21 protein-coding genes and 1 pseudogene are annotated in these 18,226 nt (G+C 35.9%); 7 read left to right on the forward strand and 15 right to left on the reverse strand.

The window, feature by feature from the left end; translation table 11 throughout:
• Nucleotides 1-2 precede the first annotated feature (2 nt).
• From ABIB30_RS02495 to ABIB30_RS02530, 8 genes are all read right to left on the reverse strand, one after another.
• Nucleotides 3-401 (reverse strand): hypothetical protein, encoded by a 399-nt coding sequence (locus ABIB30_RS02495; RefSeq protein WP_354299172.1) that lies wholly within the window; start codon nucleotides 399-401, stop codon nucleotides 3-5.
• Between the two features lie 178 nt (nucleotides 402-579).
• Nucleotides 580-990, reverse strand: a complete 411-nt coding sequence (locus ABIB30_RS02500) for a hypothetical protein (protein ID WP_354299173.1) — start codon at nucleotides 988-990, stop codon at nucleotides 580-582.
• A gap of 138 nt (nucleotides 991-1,128) precedes the next feature.
• Nucleotides 1,129-1,602 (reverse strand): SMI1/KNR4 family protein, encoded by a 474-nt coding sequence (locus ABIB30_RS02505; protein ID WP_354299174.1) that lies wholly within the window; start codon nucleotides 1,600-1,602, stop codon nucleotides 1,129-1,131.
• Between the two features lie 133 nt (nucleotides 1,603-1,735).
• Nucleotides 1,736-2,242: a DUF6630 family protein gene (locus ABIB30_RS02510; RefSeq protein ID WP_354299175.1), complete on the reverse strand. Its 507-nt coding sequence runs from the start codon at nucleotides 2,240-2,242 to the stop codon at nucleotides 1,736-1,738.
• Between the two features lie 6 nt (nucleotides 2,243-2,248).
• Nucleotides 2,249-2,962 (reverse strand): PoNi-like cognate immunity protein, encoded by a 714-nt coding sequence (locus ABIB30_RS02515; RefSeq protein WP_354299176.1) that lies wholly within the window; start codon nucleotides 2,960-2,962, stop codon nucleotides 2,249-2,251.
• A 27-nt stretch (nucleotides 2,963-2,989) separates the two neighbouring features.
• Complete coding sequence (locus ABIB30_RS02520) at nucleotides 2,990-4,564, reverse strand: PAAR-like protein (RefSeq protein WP_354299177.1); 1,575 nt, start codon at nucleotides 4,562-4,564, stop codon at nucleotides 2,990-2,992.
• 3 nt (nucleotides 4,565-4,567) lie between these two features.
• A complete protein-coding gene (locus ABIB30_RS02525) occupies nucleotides 4,568-5,428 on the reverse strand; it encodes a hypothetical protein (RefSeq protein ID WP_354299178.1) in 861 nt (286 codons plus the stop codon).
• Between the two features lies 1 nt (nucleotide 5,429).
• Nucleotides 5,430-7,313: a type VI secretion system Vgr family protein gene (locus tag ABIB30_RS02530; protein WP_354299179.1), complete on the reverse strand. Its 1,884-nt coding sequence runs from the start codon at nucleotides 7,311-7,313 to the stop codon at nucleotides 5,430-5,432.
• Nucleotides 7,314-7,763: 450 nt separating this feature from the next.
• Between ABIB30_RS02530 and ABIB30_RS02535 the strand changes: the two genes are divergently transcribed.
• The 4 genes from ABIB30_RS02535 to ABIB30_RS02550 all read left to right on the forward strand — a co-directional run bounded on the left by ABIB30_RS02535 (nucleotide 7,764) and on the right by ABIB30_RS02550 (nucleotide 10,481).
• On the forward strand, nucleotides 7,764-8,318 hold the full coding sequence (locus tag ABIB30_RS02535; protein WP_354299180.1) for an SMI1/KNR4 family protein: 555 nt from the start codon (nucleotides 7,764-7,766) through the stop codon (nucleotides 8,316-8,318).
• A 384-nt stretch (nucleotides 8,319-8,702) separates the two neighbouring features.
• Nucleotides 8,703-9,224, forward strand: coding sequence for a hypothetical protein (locus ABIB30_RS02540; RefSeq protein WP_354299181.1), 522 nt, complete (start codon nucleotides 8,703-8,705; stop codon nucleotides 9,222-9,224).
• 72 nt (nucleotides 9,225-9,296) lie between these two features.
• Nucleotides 9,297-9,740: a carboxypeptidase-like regulatory domain-containing protein gene (locus ABIB30_RS02545; protein ID WP_354299182.1), complete on the forward strand. Its 444-nt coding sequence runs from the start codon at nucleotides 9,297-9,299 to the stop codon at nucleotides 9,738-9,740.
• A gap of 138 nt (nucleotides 9,741-9,878) precedes the next feature.
• Nucleotides 9,879-10,481, forward strand: a complete 603-nt coding sequence (locus tag ABIB30_RS02550; protein WP_354299183.1) for a hypothetical protein — start codon at nucleotides 9,879-9,881, stop codon at nucleotides 10,479-10,481.
• Nucleotides 10,482-10,619: 138 nt separating this feature from the next.
• Here the strand turns inward: ABIB30_RS02550 and ABIB30_RS02555 are convergent, their stop codons facing one another.
• From ABIB30_RS02555 to ABIB30_RS02565, 3 genes are read right to left on the reverse strand one after another with little or no spacing between them, the layout of a single operon-like run.
• Nucleotides 10,620-11,534 carry a helix-turn-helix domain-containing protein gene (locus ABIB30_RS02555; protein ID WP_354299184.1) on the reverse strand — a complete coding sequence of 305 codons (915 nt, stop codon included), beginning with the start codon at nucleotides 11,532-11,534 and terminating at the stop codon, nucleotides 10,620-10,622.
• Between the two features lie 19 nt (nucleotides 11,535-11,553).
• Complete coding sequence (locus ABIB30_RS02560) at nucleotides 11,554-12,291, reverse strand: SDR family oxidoreductase (protein ID WP_354299185.1); 738 nt, start codon at nucleotides 12,289-12,291, stop codon at nucleotides 11,554-11,556.
• 13 nt (nucleotides 12,292-12,304) lie between these two features.
• Nucleotides 12,305-13,282 (reverse strand): aldo/keto reductase, encoded by a 978-nt coding sequence (locus ABIB30_RS02565; protein ID WP_354299186.1) that lies wholly within the window; start codon nucleotides 13,280-13,282, stop codon nucleotides 12,305-12,307.
• Nucleotides 13,283-13,511: 229 nt separating this feature from the next.
• Between ABIB30_RS02565 and ABIB30_RS02570 the strand changes: the two genes are divergently transcribed.
• Together ABIB30_RS02570 and ABIB30_RS02575 are read left to right on the forward strand one after the other, a co-directional pair.
• Entirely contained in the window at nucleotides 13,512-14,099 is a 588-nt protein-coding gene (locus tag ABIB30_RS02570; protein ID WP_354299187.1) for a Crp/Fnr family transcriptional regulator, read from the forward strand.
• A gap of 92 nt (nucleotides 14,100-14,191) precedes the next feature.
• A complete protein-coding gene (locus ABIB30_RS02575) occupies nucleotides 14,192-14,944 on the forward strand; it encodes an SDR family NAD(P)-dependent oxidoreductase (protein ID WP_111633128.1) in 753 nt (250 codons plus the stop codon).
• 319 nt (nucleotides 14,945-15,263) lie between these two features.
• On the opposite strand, the pseudogene ABIB30_RS02580 reads toward ABIB30_RS02575, so the two are convergent.
• The 4 genes and pseudogenes from ABIB30_RS02580 to ABIB30_RS02595 form a co-directional block, all read right to left on the reverse strand.
• Nucleotides 15,264-15,566: pseudogene (locus ABIB30_RS02580) on the reverse strand (DUF6630 family protein); the annotation flags it as partial.
• A 515-nt stretch (nucleotides 15,567-16,081) separates the two neighbouring features.
• Nucleotides 16,082-16,852 (reverse strand): SDR family NAD(P)-dependent oxidoreductase, encoded by a 771-nt coding sequence (locus tag ABIB30_RS02585; protein WP_354299189.1) that lies wholly within the window; start codon nucleotides 16,850-16,852, stop codon nucleotides 16,082-16,084.
• 58 nt (nucleotides 16,853-16,910) lie between these two features.
• Entirely contained in the window at nucleotides 16,911-17,273 is a 363-nt protein-coding gene (locus ABIB30_RS02590) for a helix-turn-helix domain-containing protein (RefSeq protein WP_354299190.1), read from the reverse strand.
• A gap of 196 nt (nucleotides 17,274-17,469) precedes the next feature.
• Nucleotides 17,470-17,760 (reverse strand): Rossmann-fold NAD(P)-binding domain-containing protein, encoded by a 291-nt coding sequence (locus tag ABIB30_RS02595; protein WP_354299191.1) that lies wholly within the window; start codon nucleotides 17,758-17,760, stop codon nucleotides 17,470-17,472.
• Nucleotides 17,761-17,811: 51 nt separating this feature from the next.
• Here ABIB30_RS02595 and ABIB30_RS02600 point away from each other — a divergent pair, with 51 nt between their 5' ends.
• A complete protein-coding gene (locus ABIB30_RS02600; RefSeq protein ID WP_354299192.1) occupies nucleotides 17,812-18,207 on the forward strand; it encodes a winged helix-turn-helix transcriptional regulator in 396 nt (131 codons plus the stop codon).
• Nucleotides 18,208-18,226: the final 19 nt, after the last annotated feature.

An 18,226-nucleotide genomic window follows, 5' to 3' on the forward strand; every position in this document is an offset into this window, starting at 1 on the left:
GACTAATCTTCTGTTGGAAATCGATCAAGATTTAGCGGTTCTGGATTAATATCACTTTCGATAGCTATCTTAAAATGATTTTCTCTTGGTCTGATTAAATAGATTCTAACGGAATGGAACGGGGAAAATAACACGTCAAACTTACTATGCCCTGCATTTACTGGGTATCCATAATACAGAGAGTTATCTTTGTCATCCAGATTGCATATCCATTTCCCGCCATATTTTAACCTAACAACTTCTCCTAAATACTCCGAAGCATCGTTGTAGTCATCATCTTTAATGGTAACTTTATTCTCACTTAAGTAGAATTCCAATAATGTTAAACTATTCAAAGAATAATCTACGGTAATCCCCTTTGATTCAAGTTTTTCAACAAATGCTTCAAGTATATCATCCATATTAAAGAGAAAAAGTTCAAACTTTTCTTGCAATTCTTCTTTTGATAAATTTTATACAGTCATAGTAATGTTGTAACTGGTTTGGAAGTATATATCCGATATAGTAATTATTTTATTTAGTTTTTAAAGCATAAGTGATTAAGAAGCATTTTTTTTTAAAGATATACGTAGTAACAAACTAGAAAACAAGAACATTTCTAATTTTACCCAAAAACACTTTTTCATTCATCAGCTGGATTTTGTGATCATTAACTCGATACAATTGCCCAAAAGAATAGCCGGTATCTTCATCGATTCCATAAACATGAACAACAATGGTGTCAAATTCCCCATCATTTAACTCAATTGTTTCCTTAAATGCATACACAACGTTTTCTGACCCATCATCAATCTCTTCTATGAATTCTATTGCGGCATCCAGGGCCTCATCACCAGAATCACAAGCAAATCTTTCCAATTTATCACTGTTTTTTCCGTAAATCACAAAAGAATGCAATTCGGAATTTTCTGTACTGACTGTATCCAAAGCAATCTCGATAGCTTCTTCAAATACTTTTTTCAGTTCTGATGAAATTTTATAATAATCCATTATTTTGATTGGCATTATAGATTTCAGTGTTCCTTATAGAAGTTTAATTTACTACAATTCCATATGAAAATCGACTAAGTTTGCTGACAGGTTTTCAAGTTTAATAGATTATACCCAATCTAAATGAATATCTCAATCTTACAACTCATTTAGTAAATTTTGATTTGCAAGAAATGCATTTATGAAGCTTTCAAGTGAATCAAAAACCTCTGTATCAAAATAATAAATCTTATTTTTACCATTCTTAGCTTCCTTATCAATCGCTAGATAAACGCCTTCATTTATTTCGAAAAAAAGCAATTTATCCCCATCATACATATCATCATAAACTTCTAAGTCAGGATCTCCTTCATAATGGTCTTCTTTTAAAGTTATTTGAACAACTTGTAGTGGTGATAAGAGTCTATCAAAACTGTCCATATTTTTTTGCCAAAAGAAACCGTAACCAATTTTCTGATAAAAGTCAATCAATTCTTCAGGTAAAGAAAAACCCAAATTTTCCACAATAACTTTAATCCGATCACTATCTACAGGATAAAAAATATGATCTCGATTATTTTCATCAGCAGTATTATTAACCCTAAATGGAATTAATGTTCGAAAATCTAGCATTTCAAGTATTTAATAGTTGTGTTCAAGCCTATCGTCCATTTCAGAAAGCCATATCTCAAATTCCTCCAGTTCTAGCTTTTTATTCAGCATTTCTTCATTTATCTCATTAACAGACAAAAAATCTAAATCATCCTTACATTTTTTTCAAAAATCCATTTTGATTCGGTTCCTGTAGATTTGAATATTCAGCTTTACTCAGAATTATTAACGGGTAGCTATCCGAATCAATATCCAACATGATTAGTAAAAGACTGTGTTCATTCAAGAGAGCAGAAATTTCAGGCAGAAAACCATCTGGATCATCGTCATCATCAACACTTAAATCAATAAGCGCTTTTTTTGCAGATCGGCCAATTTCATTATCAGGAAGAATCGAATATATCTCGTTAATAAAGGAAGAAAAATCTTCCTTCCAATCCATTTCAACTAGCTTGTTTCTCCGTTGAAGACCATTTACTAAGGCTATTAAAGGTAACTCAGGAATTTTTGATTCTATACCTCGTAATAACAACTCTTGTTTAAAGAGTTGTAAATAATCATCAGGTTTACGGTAACTAAGGATGATTTCAGCCTCTATTCCATGGTGATCAGGTGACAGTAATATCTCGGAAAGCTGTTGAATAAGTTCTATTTGATTCATATTTTTCTAAGCTTTCCAATGCACCAGGTCATAAGGATAATATTGTTGATCTTTTAATACAGAATCGTCTAAACCAAGTATTTTGGCAATAGCCCCGCTTTCGAAACTCCAATAACCGGTATAAATGTTCCACTTACTTTTATGTGCATCATACCAGCCACTATCTGAATGTCCCTTATACCAATCTTTTTGGAGGTATTGTAATAACCTTTCCGAAGCTTTGACTTTATCATCTTTAGCTAAATTAACCACTTCTAAAATACTTTTATATGGTCTGGGAAATTTAAAACTTTCGTGATTTGTCCAATTTCCTATCCTACTACTTATCAAGAAATCTATAAGAAAATCATTTGGATTGTCCTTTTTTACACATTCAACAAGTTTTAAAAATTGTTCCTGTTCTACATTTAGCATTGTTCCAATAGACAGCATCCAAACCATCTGAACATAGCCGTTTGATTGTGACCAGGCATGCTGAAAATAGTCTATGATTATTAAATACTCTTTTTCAATGACTTCAATAGCCTCTCCCATCGAATAAGCCGCTATCAAATTATCCAATGAATATTTCATCAAAGTCTGATAAGTATCGCGTATTTTTTCGGTCTCTTCTGGATTGTATCCCTCTAAATCATCAAGCTCTTCCTGAATATATTCTCTTTGCTGCTCGATAATTTCCTGATAATTTTCCTTTGAATTTAATTTATCTCGTATATCCATTGTATAAAAATATTTATTATTTTATTATTAAGGCCATAGCGTACCAATATTTCCACTTTTGTCTATGTTATAAGTTGTGACTTTTCCAGTATCATCAACCTTGCTTAAAACTCGATCAACTTCGTTATTTTTAAGTGCGCGTTCAATTTCTCTTGCTTTTTTAGGCCCTACTTGTTTCTCTAGTCTTTTGCTTCCTTTGATCCAGCCATCACTCATTTGAGCGCCATCTTTAGCACCTTTACTTAATTGTGATGTACCATATTTTGCTTCATCTATGACAAATTTTGGAGGTGGACTGGCATTTTCGTAAATACCGTCAATTCCTTTTTTAATTTTATCATCCAACCCCGTAGGTGCTTCGTCACCTATACGTTTTAGATCGTATCCCTTTTTCTTTAGTAGCGGATTTTCTGTCATATTTTTCTTGGCTACCATCTCACCAAAATTCCCTTTTTGTTTGGCTGACATCGTAAGAGGATCAAACTTATTCATTGCCTCCTTCACAAGGTCATCCGCACTTTTAGAAACTACCTCTCCCAATCTTTTAGCATCAACAGCTTTGTCTAACAAGTTAGCTCCTTCTGTTGCTTTTTCAGCCAGGTTAACTGCTTCACCCGTTTTGGCCAGCACATTCGCTCCTTCACCAACCTTAGCAGCAACATTAACCGCCTCTGCCCCACTAACAACCGCCTTAACCTCACCCACACCAGTAAACATTAATGCAGCTTCAAAACCTCCACGGCCAGTATATCTGCCCCAATCCCTGGGATTCTGTTTTACCGCCCAATCTTTGGCCTGTTTTAATCCTTCTCCGGTTTTAGTTAAAGCTGTTTTTGCTGCACCTTCCAAATTCCCAGGAGTAGTTACCCAATTATAAGCGTTTCTATGTGCCTCACCAACTGCTTGTGCAGTCTTTTTTAAATTATCTTCATTAGTTACCCAATCATAAGCTTTTGCTGTAGCGTCTTTCGTCGCTATTGCTGCATCTTTAATTTTACCCGCTGTTTCTACAGGATGCAGCGCAGCATCTATTCCTGCATCAATTACTTTATTTTCCAGTTCACCAAGAAAGACTAATCCCTCACCAATTCCTTTGATACCACCATAAACCCCCTCAGATAACCCAAGCTTAAAGTTAGCTAATCCACTTACAGGACCTGCATTATTAATTTTTTCTTGTGCATCAAATTGCTTTTGAAACCAGTCATCAACCTTTGCCCCGATATTTTTAATCCCGGCGCTTTTAATCGCACTGCTATTTTTATTGATAGCAGACATCGCATCGGGCAAAGTAAAATAGATGCTAATCTGCCCTCCAAGCCCACATCCCAATTTAGAATCTTCAAGCAGCTTACGGTATGGACCAATTGTTATACTTTCTTGTACCCCGCTCCACAGAGTAGGTAACGGTTGACAAATTGATTTCGTTACGGAGCACACGCCCATACATCCAATATTTACATTTGGAAGCTTATCTGCTTCTGTCGCAGAATTATTGCCAAATAAACTAACACTCTTATGATTCGTTACTTTTAGCTTGCAAAAACCAAGTCCTTTATTGCAAACCAGATAAACACCATCGGGAACATATTTCTTTGCCATGGCTTAATTATTTAGAGGCAAGATTGTACATACAGTCCGGTACATTAACGTACCTTCTATAGCATATTGCGTTAACTGTGACGATTCAGAAATCAAATGATCCTGATCAAAAATGTAGCTTTCCAGATGAAAACCATCCAAACGAGTATTCAGATTATAAACATCCGTCATCCTTCGTAAAAGTTTAGCTACTCCATCTTTATCTAAATTTTCCTGATCAATTTCACCCTCTATTTTTATCGTACAATTATCTGTCTGAGCATCATAATCTGCCAGTTTAGCTACCGTTTTAAAAGGAAGCGCAATAGCTCCTATCGCATTCGTTATGTTTCTATAGCCATCAATAGCATAATCACTCTCCTTTTTAAAATTTTCAGCATACAAGCCTGGTAATAATCCATGATACAGATAGGATGTCTTTAAAATCCTTTCTAATTCTCCATCGTTATATAAAAATGCAATCGCACTATTAATAATAGCTTTACTCTGTAAATCCTTCTCATATTTTTCAGCAATTGAAGGTTTTATCTCTATCCACAGCTTTTTAATATCCGATAAATTCAAAACATGAAGGATACTACAGTTTCTATCAGTTTCGACAATTAGTTTTTTTCTTAGCTGCGCCATATCCAGGTCAAGTGGTTCAGTGCCATCCTTTTTCAACTGCCACTGTCTTAATAGTTGAATAGTAAATACATGACCAGACTCAGTTTTACGATCAAGAGTCATCAACAGATCCGTTTCTATTTGATTATGATAGGTAAAAGATTCTAGCGTGTAAGTAGTCTCCTGGCTAACACGATATGACCTGGTTAGTGGTTTATCCAATTTGACATCGACCATATATTCTTTCTCTATCAGCATATTAGCCTTTGTTGATTTCTACCTTACCACCATTTATTGAAGCCACTGTAGTTGCACTAATGGATATATTATTCTGTCCATCCAGCGTAAGATCTGTTTCGGTAGCACTAATGTTTATTGCTTTAGCTTTTTCATCTATCAGATCTTTTGCTTCTGAAGTGATGGTCTCTGCTTTTATATCGAGGGTTTTAGTAGCTGCGGCTGTTTGTTCGGGAGTTGCCCCCTCTTCTGGAGCAAGATTACCAATGGTAATTTTAGCAGACTGTATATCGATACTCTCGCTAAAATTAACACTCAATGTTTTCCCGGTAATCGCAACATGACCATCTTTATTCAGCGTAATGGTACTCTCACCGGTATGGATAACAATTTGATCATGAGCCTGAGCAGTAATCCGGCCCTGACCATTTTTGATATTTACAAAGTTTGCTGCACTGGTACCTAACAATAATGCGTGGCTTAAATCATCAAATGATAACGCACTCCCTTTCCTTGAAGTCAGCCCTTTAGTATTGCTGTTTTTAAATCCTTTACTATCGCCACTTTTACCATGATATACGCTTCCCAATACCACTGGTCTGGCAATATTCCCTTCTTCGAAAGAGATCATCACCTGGTCTCCTTTTTCCGGGATCACATGGAAACCTCTGTTCACACCAGTTTCACCTGTACCTGCATTTGGGCTCATTACCCGCAGCCATTCTGTTGGATCGTTAGTTTGACAAGCCCATTTAAATTTAACCTTTACACGCCCCTGCCCTTGCGGATCATCATTGTCCAGTACATCTGCCAATTGCATATCAGGATTTGGGCGTTGATAGTTCGCAACTGCTATCCGTTCGGTTGTCGAAACTAAACCTTCAAACTTATTCTTATAATGACCTCTTTCATCAATGGTATGCTCTACAGAAGTGATCAGGAATTGACCAAGACTTTCAGTGGCAAAAGTAATCCCCTGTTTTAAGCTCATCGTTATTTCTACAATTGACCCTAATGCCACTTGCGGATTATCACCTGAGCCTGTTATTTTTAATAATTTACTGATGCTTGCCTTCTCTTCATTATCTACCTGGTTTTTAATATCACTGCCATTATCCACTCTGATAGTTGAGGGCTGATTAAAGGTTTTACTATAGATCTTGTTAGAAGCATTTATAGCGTGAATAAGGTCTGATCTCCCATTGGCCTGCCCGGTACTCTCACTTTGAAGCATTTCGTCTTGCTTTGGGTTGTAAGCAAACCTTTTATTTTTAATCGGGGCAACCTCCATTCCGTATTGCAGGCTGTGTACATCTCTTCCATAAAATAAGGCAACTTCCTTTTGCTGGTCAGGTTTACCGAAGTTAAGGTTCACGCCATCATAGAAAAACCACTCATAGTATTCACCACTTAGCCGGTTCAGAAACTCAAAGTCACTCTCTCTGTATTGAATTACGTAGTCTATTGGAGCTTTACGACTTGCATTGGCTACAATACGCAAATCATTGGCCGGTGTATCATGAGTGGCTAACGAAACAATATCATTTAGCGATTTGTTCAGGTAAGACCCCAGATCGGGCCCTCTGTCAATCAATATCGTTGGACTATATCCGCTCACGATCAAAATACCATGGTAACCGTTACTCTGGGTGAGTTCCACTTTAGTAACTATTCCAGCAAAGTTTTGCGGAGGCTCAGTTAGATACCCGATTGAGGCGGTTAAAGTCTCTCCTACAAAATCCCGGCTATCATCTAAAGTGACTAAGCCAGGCAATCCCAGCTGATCATGATTAAATCTAAGCTCAAAATAATGGTGCGCATTAAATTCCTGTTTAAGCGAGAATGATGTGAAATGCAAGATGGCTTTATCACCAATATGTATTTCCTTTATGAGATTGATTTCCATGGTATTAGGATTTATTATCAATAATATATCCCTTAATTACCTGATATAAAGTTTTTTACGCAAATTGGCGCTAACGCATGGCAAAAAGAGTTATTGCCGAGGTTTATGCATTTAGCTTATGCACCTAATACACTGACTATCAAAACCTTCAATATAGACTGAAATCTTAATTTTCGAATTTAGCTTCTCAGGACATGATATTAAACCTCGACAATGTAAGCAATGAATTTCTACCTAGACACTACTGGTTTTTCGTTATCAGTATAGGTTCACAGTAACATTACAATTTGATTCATTCCAGCATTCAATTGAAGCAATATTCTTTTGGCACCATATTTCTTCTATGGAGATTTCTTATTTTAGGCAGACGTTCCAGATTCGAAAGCCTGCCCGAACGAACGCCCTGCCAGTTAGCAGTAATGCTATAAAACCGAAACGCACACCAAACGAATGGAAGAAATAATTCAAAAATCAGATAAATATTTATCGACATTAAGATCTGAATTTTATCTGGAACTTAATGAGCCTTTGGACGACTCTCAAATAGATAAATTAGAGGAATATTATAAAATTAAAATACCAAAGGATTTACGAGCTCTATACAGATGGAAGAACGGGCAAAAACCTGGTTGTTATGAAGCTTTTGTAAATAATTCAGGGTTTATTCCTTTACATCAAGCGCTTTATGATGCTTCCGAACTTACATCAATGATTGGTTTTGACTTCGAAATCGACAATTGGTGGAATGAAAACTGGATACCAATTTTTCAAAATGGAGGTGGCGACAGTATCTGTTATGACCTAAAAGGAGTTTTTACTGAACAACAAGGACAATTAATAGAATTTTGGCACGCTGACAATGATAGGAACGTTATTGCACCGACACTTGAAACGTTTTTTAGTAAAATAATTGACTTCTATGAAACCAAACAAAAGGAAGAATTTGACGAATATTTTGAAGTTGAAGAAGTTGAAAATTATCCGAAGAAATTCATTTTAGAATAATACAAAAAAGCACTGCTACCAGCATTGGTTTTGCGTCAGCTCAAAAAAACAGTAGCCTTTTAATTTCAAGCTTACCTATAGGATCATAGTCAACCTAAATGAATTTCATAATCTTCCAATTCATTTAGTAAATTTTGATTTGCAAGAAATGCTTTTACGAAACTATCAAGCGAATCGTCCTAAATTAAGTTTAGAAAAATACGGGTTTCCAGATTCGCTGGATTTTCACCGCGTGAAAACCTCTTTTGGTGTAAAAAAATAATTTCCGCTCAGCTTAATGATTATACTTCGTTAATTTTGTAAAGATTAATACTCTTTACTCTACAAAGCCAACTAATTTATCTACACCATCGAAAGGTAGTTATTGCCCTTAAATTTAAAATTATGAAAATAAATATATCATTACTTTTATCTATAATAATTCTGACATTATCTCAAGCAAGAGCTCAAAATATCAAGGCAAAATATCAAGTTACAACGGCAGAGGAACAAATATATAGGTCTGTGCTAAGTGGAATTTTGGTAGAAGGAACCTTTAATTTTGATGCCTTACCTCGAGAAAAACAGTCTGTTCTGTTTTCAATTATAGTTTCCATAGATAGCTTTGGTAAGGTCAATAAAGTTGATTTTACCAATCCATCGAGTCATGTCGATAGTTTAATAAGGTACGAAAAAGTCGCTAATGAAATAAAAAAAGACCGAAAGAAGATTTTCAACCAGTATAAAAATTCTATCTATGTCTTACCAATATTAATAACAAAAGATGGAAATTATGGTATATTAATAACTCCTGAATTTCTCGAAGATTTCAAAAAGCTAATTCCATCAAAAGATTATTTTGAAAAATCTAAAAAAATAAATATTCTTCCGACGCGTTCCGTAACGCTAGGAGACATTCAGTACTAATATTTATGTAGCTATTATAGCTATCATTCATGAGGGAATTAAAAGTAATCTGGGGTTGTTAAAACTAAAATTATGACTGTAAAAAGCTTAATAAACGTAGCCGTAATTTCTGCTCTGATAATCCTTACTGCCAGCTGCTCTACTAAACAAGGATTAATAAAAACTAAAGAGAGTCTTTACGAACTGAATATAAAGAAAACTTCCTTAAATCACAATCCAGTTATTTCAGGATATGTTTATGAGTTTGGAACAAAGAGTCCGGTACTAGGCGCATCTGTTTGGAATCATAAGCATTACAATAATAACACTAAAGTTGATATATCCGGTAAATTTATTTATAGTATTAAGCCAGGAAAATACAGAATTTTAGCAAGTTTCGTAGGTTTCAGACCATGTAAAACTAATTCAATTACAGTATCAAAAGGAGATACAATTGAAATTGACTTCTATCTTAAACCAGATACATCTAATTTCCCTGATCCAGTAATCAAAACGAAAAGAAGGTCTAAAAAGTAATTTTATCAAATAGCCTTATAAATTGGATTTGCCCTAAAACTCAAATCCAATTTATATTTAGGCCCCGATTAAAATAGACTTGAATGGAAAAAAGTAAACCCAAAAAATCCAATAGCAGTACCATCATATCATTCAATTATGAAAATATATATCAAAATAATATTATTGTTACTAAATGTAATCCCTCTTTTTTCAAATGCTCAGGAATCAATTAAAATAGCCAAAAATGATAATTACTTAAAGCGAATTAACTTGATTATAAACAGAGGCTTTAAAAGTGAAGTCCTTAAGGACAGTATAGCATTGTATGCGATTAATTTCAAAATAGATCTTGTTCAAAAGAATCCAGGAAAATCAGTAGTGACACAAATCATCGCTAACGATAGCCTGGCATATAAACTATTTCCAGCCTACAAAGAACTATACGCTATAAATTATAATAAGTTATTAAAAAACAGAAAAAGGTTAACACTAGTTATTCCTATTTTAATTTCCAACATTTCTGGCACTGCAAAAGAAACTCAAAAGAATCAGGATGGCAACCTAATAATAACTATGCAAAGTGCAGTGAATGCTGCTTATTCACTATACTCTACAAATCCCTATAATAACTTAGAAGATTCAAAAGTTCCTGTTGGACATAGAATATACAAATCAACGAAAGATAAAAATACAGAAAGAGCAAGCAAAGATATTGTATACTTAAACCCATATGTAGTGCAGATTCTAAATATCAGATAAGAAAATTACATTTTTATTGGTAAGATGGGATCTGAGTTAAAGCTGAGATCCCATCTAATTTTTCTTTCTTATTTTGTGCTTCAACCCTTTGAAATGAAACTAACATAGCGGCTTTTACTCATTTGCTTTCTGCCGCCTTTAATTAAACGAATGTCTGAACTCCAAAGGCGAAAAATTTGTCTTTGTCTTGAAAAGCTTGCTAAACGATTGTGAATGCTCGAAGCCCAATTCATAAGCAATTTCCGAAACGGAAAGATTTGTAGTTGATAATTTTTCTTTAGCTTTTTCTATGACTGCGTTCTGAATGTATTGTTGTGTGTTTAGCCCTGTCAATGAACTCAACATGTCACTCAAATAGCGTTGCGATAGCTTTAATTCTGTACTGATATATTTCACTGATGGCAAGCCGTTCTTCAGACTGTTTTCTCCATCAAAATAGCTATTTAAGAGTTCATCCAAAGAAGTTATGATGTCGTGATTGATTGCTTTCCTGGTGATGAATTGCCTGTTGTAAAAACGATTGCTGTAGTTCAATAACAATTCTATTTGAGACACCAACACATCCTGGCTGAAATTGTCAATATTGTTTTCTAATTCATTGGCTATTGTAGCAAATAAATTGGCTATGATTTCTTTTTCTTTTGCCGATAGAAATAAGGCCTCTGAAATATCATAAGAGAAAAAGCCGTATTGATTTATTGTTTTTCCTAACGGATAATTCCGGATAAAGTCCGGATGAAAATACAAAGCGGTACCTTCATAGCTTTCTATGTCTTCCGGTGGAAAAACAATTTGTTTTGGCTTCAAAAATGCTAGTCCGCCCTCTTCAAAATCGTAATATCCCTGTCCGTATTTTATGTGTCCTGTGAATGTAGGCTTAAAGGAAATCTTGTAAAAATCAAGACTTACTTTTTGCCCTTTTGGAAACATTTCAATCGGAACATTATTATAATCAACCAATGCAATCAGTGGGTGCAATGGCGCAGGAAACCCCAACACCCGCACCAATTGTGATATACTTTTAATGTGACTGATGTTAGCTTGTTGTTGCATTTTTCGTTTACGAATTTAATCAATTTTGTTTTGACGGACGAATAACAATATCGCCAATTTCAACATCGTCAGGTTGACTTATTGCATAAATTACAGCATTGGCAATGGCTACAGGATCTATGGCAATTTGTTCCATTCCTCTTTGAATAGCTGTTTTCATTTCTTCGTTTTTTATATTGTCAGCAAAATCTGTTTTCACAAATCCGGGTGAAACGCCTGTAATGCGTATGTTTCCGTCTGACTCCTGACGAAACGCTTCTGCAATAGTTCGAATGGCATTTTTAGTTCCTGCATAGACGCCCTGCATTGGGACAATCTTTATTCCTGAAGTTGAAATAATATTGACGATATGCCCGGATTGTTGTTGTTTGAAAATCGGAATTGCAGCCGCCATCCCATACAAAACGCCTTTGAGGTTAATGTCAATCATTTCTTCCCAATCATCAATATCCAACTCGTCAATACGGCTTAATTGACTGATACCTGCATTGTTTACAATGACATCTAATGCTCCGTATCTCTCAACTGCTGTATTTACAAACCGGACTAAATCGGCTTTATTCTTTACATCAATTTTAGCATACGTGGCTTCACCACCTGTGCTTTTAATTTCTTCAACAATTTGTTGTAATTGGCCTGTTCGCCTTGCACCCAAAACAACCTTTGCACCGTTTTTTGCTAATTCTATCGCAATGGCTTTGCCCATTCCACTACTTGCACCTGTAATAGCAACTACTTTTCCTTTAATATTTTGCATTGATGTCAGCTTTTTATTTGTCTATTTGTTTTTCTAAAAATTCAGGATAGCGGTCGCCTGCAAGTGTAATTCCGTTTACCGTTGTATCAATTTTTGCAAGTTCATCGGCTGTTAATACAATATTTATACTGACAATGTTTTCCTCTAAACGATGCAATTTTGTAGTCCCGGGGATTGGTGCTATCCAGGGCTTTTGAGCTAACAGCCAAGCTAATGCTAATTGGCTGGTTGTAATATTTTTTTGTTGAGCAATTTCTGAGAGTGCATCTACTAAAGCCAGGTTGGCCTTTATGTTTTCTTCGCTGAAACGAGGAATAATATTTCTTCGGTCAATATCCTCTAATTTTTTGTTTATTATACCTGTGAGGAAGCCTTTGCCCAACGGACTGAATGGAACGAAACCAATTCCCAGCTCTTCTAAAGCAGGTATGATTTCATCTTCCGGCTCACGCCAAAACAATGAGTATTCGCTTTGTAATGCTGATACAGGTTGAATTGAATGTGCTTTCCGGATAGTTTTAGCGCTTGCTTCCGATAAACCGAAATATTTCACTTTACCCTCTTGTATCAGGTCTTTCACTGTTCCTGCAACATCTTCTATCGGAACATCAGGGTCAACTCTGTGCTGATACAACAAATCAATATAATCTGTTTTTAATCTTTTTAGAGATGCTTCGGTTACTGCTCTTATAGTTTCAGGTCTGCTGTCTAAACCTGCTGCTGGTCTGGCATCTTTACAACCAAATTTTGTGGCTATTACTACATCTTTTCTATAAGGCTGTAGTGCCTCGCCAACAATTTCTTCATTGGTGTAAGGCCCGTAGGCTTCTGCGGTATCAAAAAATGTAATACCTCTTTCAACTGCGTTGCATAGTAGTGCGATGGCATCTTTTTTATCAAGACCTTTGCCATCTAAAAAGTTTAAACCCATACAGCCAAAGCCTAATGCGGAAACTTCTAACCCACTATTTCCTAATTTTCTCTTTTGCATAATTCTTTAGTTAATTATTTCTAAAACTGACTTATTTCTAGAACAAAATTCTTGATTGTCTCGCTATAAAAAGTAGTTGGATTGGTAATTGTTGTAGTCAGATTTTCAAACGTTTTTTAAACACTATAAATTAGTGCAACTGAATAAGAACAAGTTTGAATAACTAAAAAAGCATCAAAAAATAGGTTGAAAGTTTTATTTTTGAAGATTCTCCTTAAGAACTCTAAAGATGCATAATTTTCAAGCGCTGTTCAATTACGTTCAAATACTTTCCGGCAAAACACTTTCAGCGGATGATAAGCAAGTATTCATCTCACATTTCAAACCAAAAAAAATCCGGAAGCGACAATACTTTTTACAGGAAGGGGATGTATGTAAATATACTGGATTCATTGTGAAAGGCGCTGCCAAGACATTTACGGTAGATGAAAAAGGACATGAGCATATATTAAAATTAAGTGTTGAAAACTGGTGGTTAGCTGATTTTGAAAGTTTTTACAAATTAACACCAAGCCGTTTTAACATAGAGGCACTGGAGGATATGGAGATCTTACAAATAACCCATGGCATGGTAGAGGAATTCATAAAGCCCATTCCTGCCTTTTCAGCGATGCAAAACGTGCTTAGTCAAAATAACACCATAGCTGCCCAGAAAAGAATGCAATCTTCCATCAGTCAAACTGGCGAAGAACGATTTCAAGAACTCGTTAACGATTATCCGCACTTTATACAGCGGTTCCCGCAAAATTTAATTGCTTCCTACCTGGGTTTAACACCAGAAACCTTGAGCCGGATCAGGAAGAACTCCTCAAAATAAATTGATCTTTGTCAAGCGTATTTAATGACTTATATCAAGATGCAGGTCGTCGCACAGGCGCATCTTTGGATTAACATTAAATAGTAAAGATCATGAGTAAATTAAAAAACAAAGTAGCCGTAATTACAGGCGGCAATAGCGGTATTGGATTTGGTATTGCCGAAGCATTTAAAAGTGAAGGCGCTGCCGGAGCTATTGTTGGCAGAAATCATCAAACTTTGGAAAATTCAGCTGCTCAGCTAGGCAATGATTTTATAGCCATCAATGCAGATGTAACTAACCTCGCCGATTTAGAAAGAGTATTTAAAGATACAGCCAAAAAGTTCGGTAAAATAGATATACTAGTGGCCAATGCAGGTGCAGGAACAACCGGAACTGTAGCAGATGTGAGCGAAGCTGATTACGATAAGACCATGGATCTTAACTTGAAAAGCGTTTACTTCACTGTACAAAAAGCGCTGCCTTATATGAATGATGGAGGGTCTGTAATTCTTATCGGGTCAAATGCCGCACATCGGGCATACCCATCGTTTGGGCTTTACGGCGCTGCAAAAGCTGCCGTGATCTTTTTGGCAAAAAGCTTTTCAAACGACCTGCTGGAAAGAAAGATCAGGGTAAATGTAATAACTCCAGGTACTACAGACACTCCTGCATTTGATAAGTTCGTTCCTGCGGAACAAATCGAAGCTGTGAAAACACAGTTTGCAGGTGTAATGCCGATAGGCAGGATCGGGCAGCCATCAGATATTGGTAAAACAGCAGTTTTCCTTGCTTCTGAAGATTCTTCTTTCTTGCTTGGCTCCGAACTTCTTGTTGATGGTGGCATGACCTACTTAGCTAAGTAATTTCCTGTTCACTGGCACGAGTTTAAACTCGTGCCAGTGAATATCAGATGCGAAAGAATCAGCTATAAATTATTGAGGAAAGTAATTGGTATATAAATAAAAATCTCATTATTTATTCAAAATCTGTCTCAAAACACTAAAAATCCCATCAAGGTGTTCTATTATAATCTAGAGAATACCCGTTTTTCTCCGAATTATCTAATAAGAGTTCAAGCCTATCATCCATTTCAAAAAGCTATATCTCAAATTTTTCTAATTCAAGCTTTTTATTCAGCATTTCTTGATTTATATCATTAACAGACAAAGCTCCAAATCATCCTTATAATTTTTTCAAAAATCCATTTTGATTCGGTCTCTCCAAATTTGAATATTCAGTTTTACTCAGAATTATTAACGGGTAGCTATCCGAGTCAATATCCAACATGATTATTAAAAGATTGTATTCATTCAATAGAGCGGAAATTTCAGGCAGAAAATGATCTGGATCATCGCCATCATCAACACTTAAATTAATAAGCGCTTTTTTTGCGGATCGGCCAATTTCATTATCAGGAAGAACCGAATATATCTCATTAATAAAGGAAGAAAAACCTTCTTTACAATCCATTTCAATTAGCTTTTTTCTTCGTTGAAGCTTACACTAGGCGCATCTGTTTGGAATCATAAGCATTATAATAATAATACTGAAGTTGATATATCAGGTAGATTTACTTATAGTGTTAAGCCAGGAAAATACAGAATATTGGCGGCTTTTGTAGGTTTCAGACCATGTAAAACTAATTCAATTAAAGTATCAAAAGGAGATACAATTAAAATGACTTCTATCTTAAACCGGATACATCTAATTTCCCTGATCCAGTAATCAAAACGAAAAGAAGGTCTAAAAAGTAATTTTATCAAATAGCTTTATAAATTGGATTTGACCTAAAGCTCAAATCCAATTTAGATTTAGCCCCTGATTAAAATAGATTTGAATGGAAAAAAGTAAACCCAAAAAATCCAATAGCATTATCATCATACCATTCAATTAAATCTAAGCTCAAAATAATGGTGCCCATTAAATTCCTGTTTAAGCGAGAATGATGTGAAATGCGAGGTGGCTGAAAAACCAGCCTCCAGAAAAGTTGGAAAGATTAATCATTCATCACAATCCATATAGGTCGCTACGGGAAATCTTGCAGCACTAGCTTTCATCAGTTCTTCAACAAGTCTGCCGGATAGCTGTGTCTTTAGGTCAGTAGTTTGCGCATATCCGATGTCGAGCTTTCCGGGTTGCTTTAAATCTGCGAATATACTTTTACAAAAGTCTTCAATCGTTGCACCATGGCTTTGCCCGGGTCCGGCAAGTTCCGTTCGGACTGCAGGAGGAATCAGTTCTACCACACGACATGAGGTTTGACTGAGCGCATGCCTCAAAATGAGCGTATAATGATGAAGTGCTGCTTTACAGGCACTGTAAACTGGTGCAAAGACTTGTGGTACGTAAGCGCCGCCAGAAGTAACATTAATTAGCGTACTATGCTTTCCGGCTTTTAATAAAACGGGGATAAGTAAATGATTCAAATGGATAGGTCCAGAAAGTAAAGTATCGATCTCCATTTGTCGTTCAGCCCAAGGAGCGTTATCTTCTACTAAAGGTATTCGCCTCTGCATGCCTGCATTATTAATCAGATAAGTTATTCCAGGCATGACCTTCCTAATATGTATCGCTAGTGCCTCGCGTTCGACAGGTTCACTAATATCGTTTTGATAGATTTCCAGGCCTGGTATTGCAATTGCTGCCTGTTCAAGTTTCTTAAGATCTCTGCCGGTAATTAAAACTCTACATCCAGCGTTCAAAAAGCATTTGGCTAATCCAAGGCCTATACCTTTGCTTCCACCAGTGATTAACACCTGTTCTTTGTACATAATTATAAAAATTTTAATCAAAGCTAAGTGTTAATCTAACCGCAAAATGGTCATGATTTCAGTATTTGTTATTTACTGAATGAGAACGATACTCCTTTGGAGATATACCATGAAATCGTTTAAACCATTTAGTGAACTGTGATGGTTCGAAGTCCAGCATTAGCGCTACCTGGCGAATAGTAAGCCCTGGCCGTTGTAAAAGTAATTTAGCTACACTCAAAATCTTAGTTTGATAAAGGCCGCAAGGTGTAGTACCTGTCAGGGCTTTTATAGTGTTGCTCAGATGCGTAGAATGAATATGCAGTTGCTCTGCAAAGTCCTCAATTTCGAACATATAATCTGCACGGTTGTGTATAAGGTCATCCAAATGTTTGTCGATCAATTGCAGATAGTTTTCTTTTATTTGTTCTGGCCGGTTCATTGGGGGAAAGTTCGTTCAATTTATGTAAGTGATGATCAGTTATGTGCTGACATAACGTTGACAATATATGAAACATGATCAAAAATACAATGGGGATGAATCAAACTTGGGACAGATACTTACTAATCTGATCAGTAATTAGAAGTGCTATAAACTCTCGTTAATATCCTGGGTGGAATCAACTTCCATTTAATATTTAACTGCGCCCATTTTTTGCAGACATTGTCTCTATTCCTTTCTGGAAATTGAATGTTTGATCCAAACTCCAGGATACACCTGAACCATTGCCAAAAATATGCTGGTATTTTTTCACAAAATTATTCGGATCATTTTTCAAGTCATTGTCTAATTCACTGATGGTTATCACGCTGCGCTTAAACTTTTCACCGGATAGGGATTCTGCAATATCAGCTAATTGTACATATGGTATCGTGTCACCTCCGGTATAGACAATACTGTTCTCTATGACTGGTTCCCTGAAAAACATGATCACCTTTGAAAATATTATGCTGCAAAATATATAAAGACCGATAATTATATGAATGATGATGAAATCAACAAAGCCTGGGATGAAATCTGCAAGGTATTAAACAAAGATCAGGATGATCTTAAAAAAGATATATTGAATCATGTTGGTAATAAATGGTCCTTATTTATTGTACATGCTTTAGGAGTAGATGGACGAATGCGTTTTTTAGCAATACAGCAGCATATCAATGGCATAAGTCAAAGGATGTTAACCAAATGTCTCCGCGAACTTGAGCGGGACGGCTTGATAAGCCGAAGTATTTATCCGGAAGTACTACCAAGGGTCGAATACGAATTGACACTTCTGGGTAAAGGTTTGCTTATCCAGCCCCCCCCCTTTGGTTCTGGATTGCCAGTAATATCAACGGGTTCAAATAGGCGCGAAGCAATTATAATACCCCGTTGAATTGATCACCTTATTCCGA

This window comes from Pedobacter sp. UYP1 (genome assembly GCF_040547305.1).
Classification (GTDB): domain Bacteria; phylum Bacteroidota; class Bacteroidia; order Sphingobacteriales; family Sphingobacteriaceae; genus Pedobacter.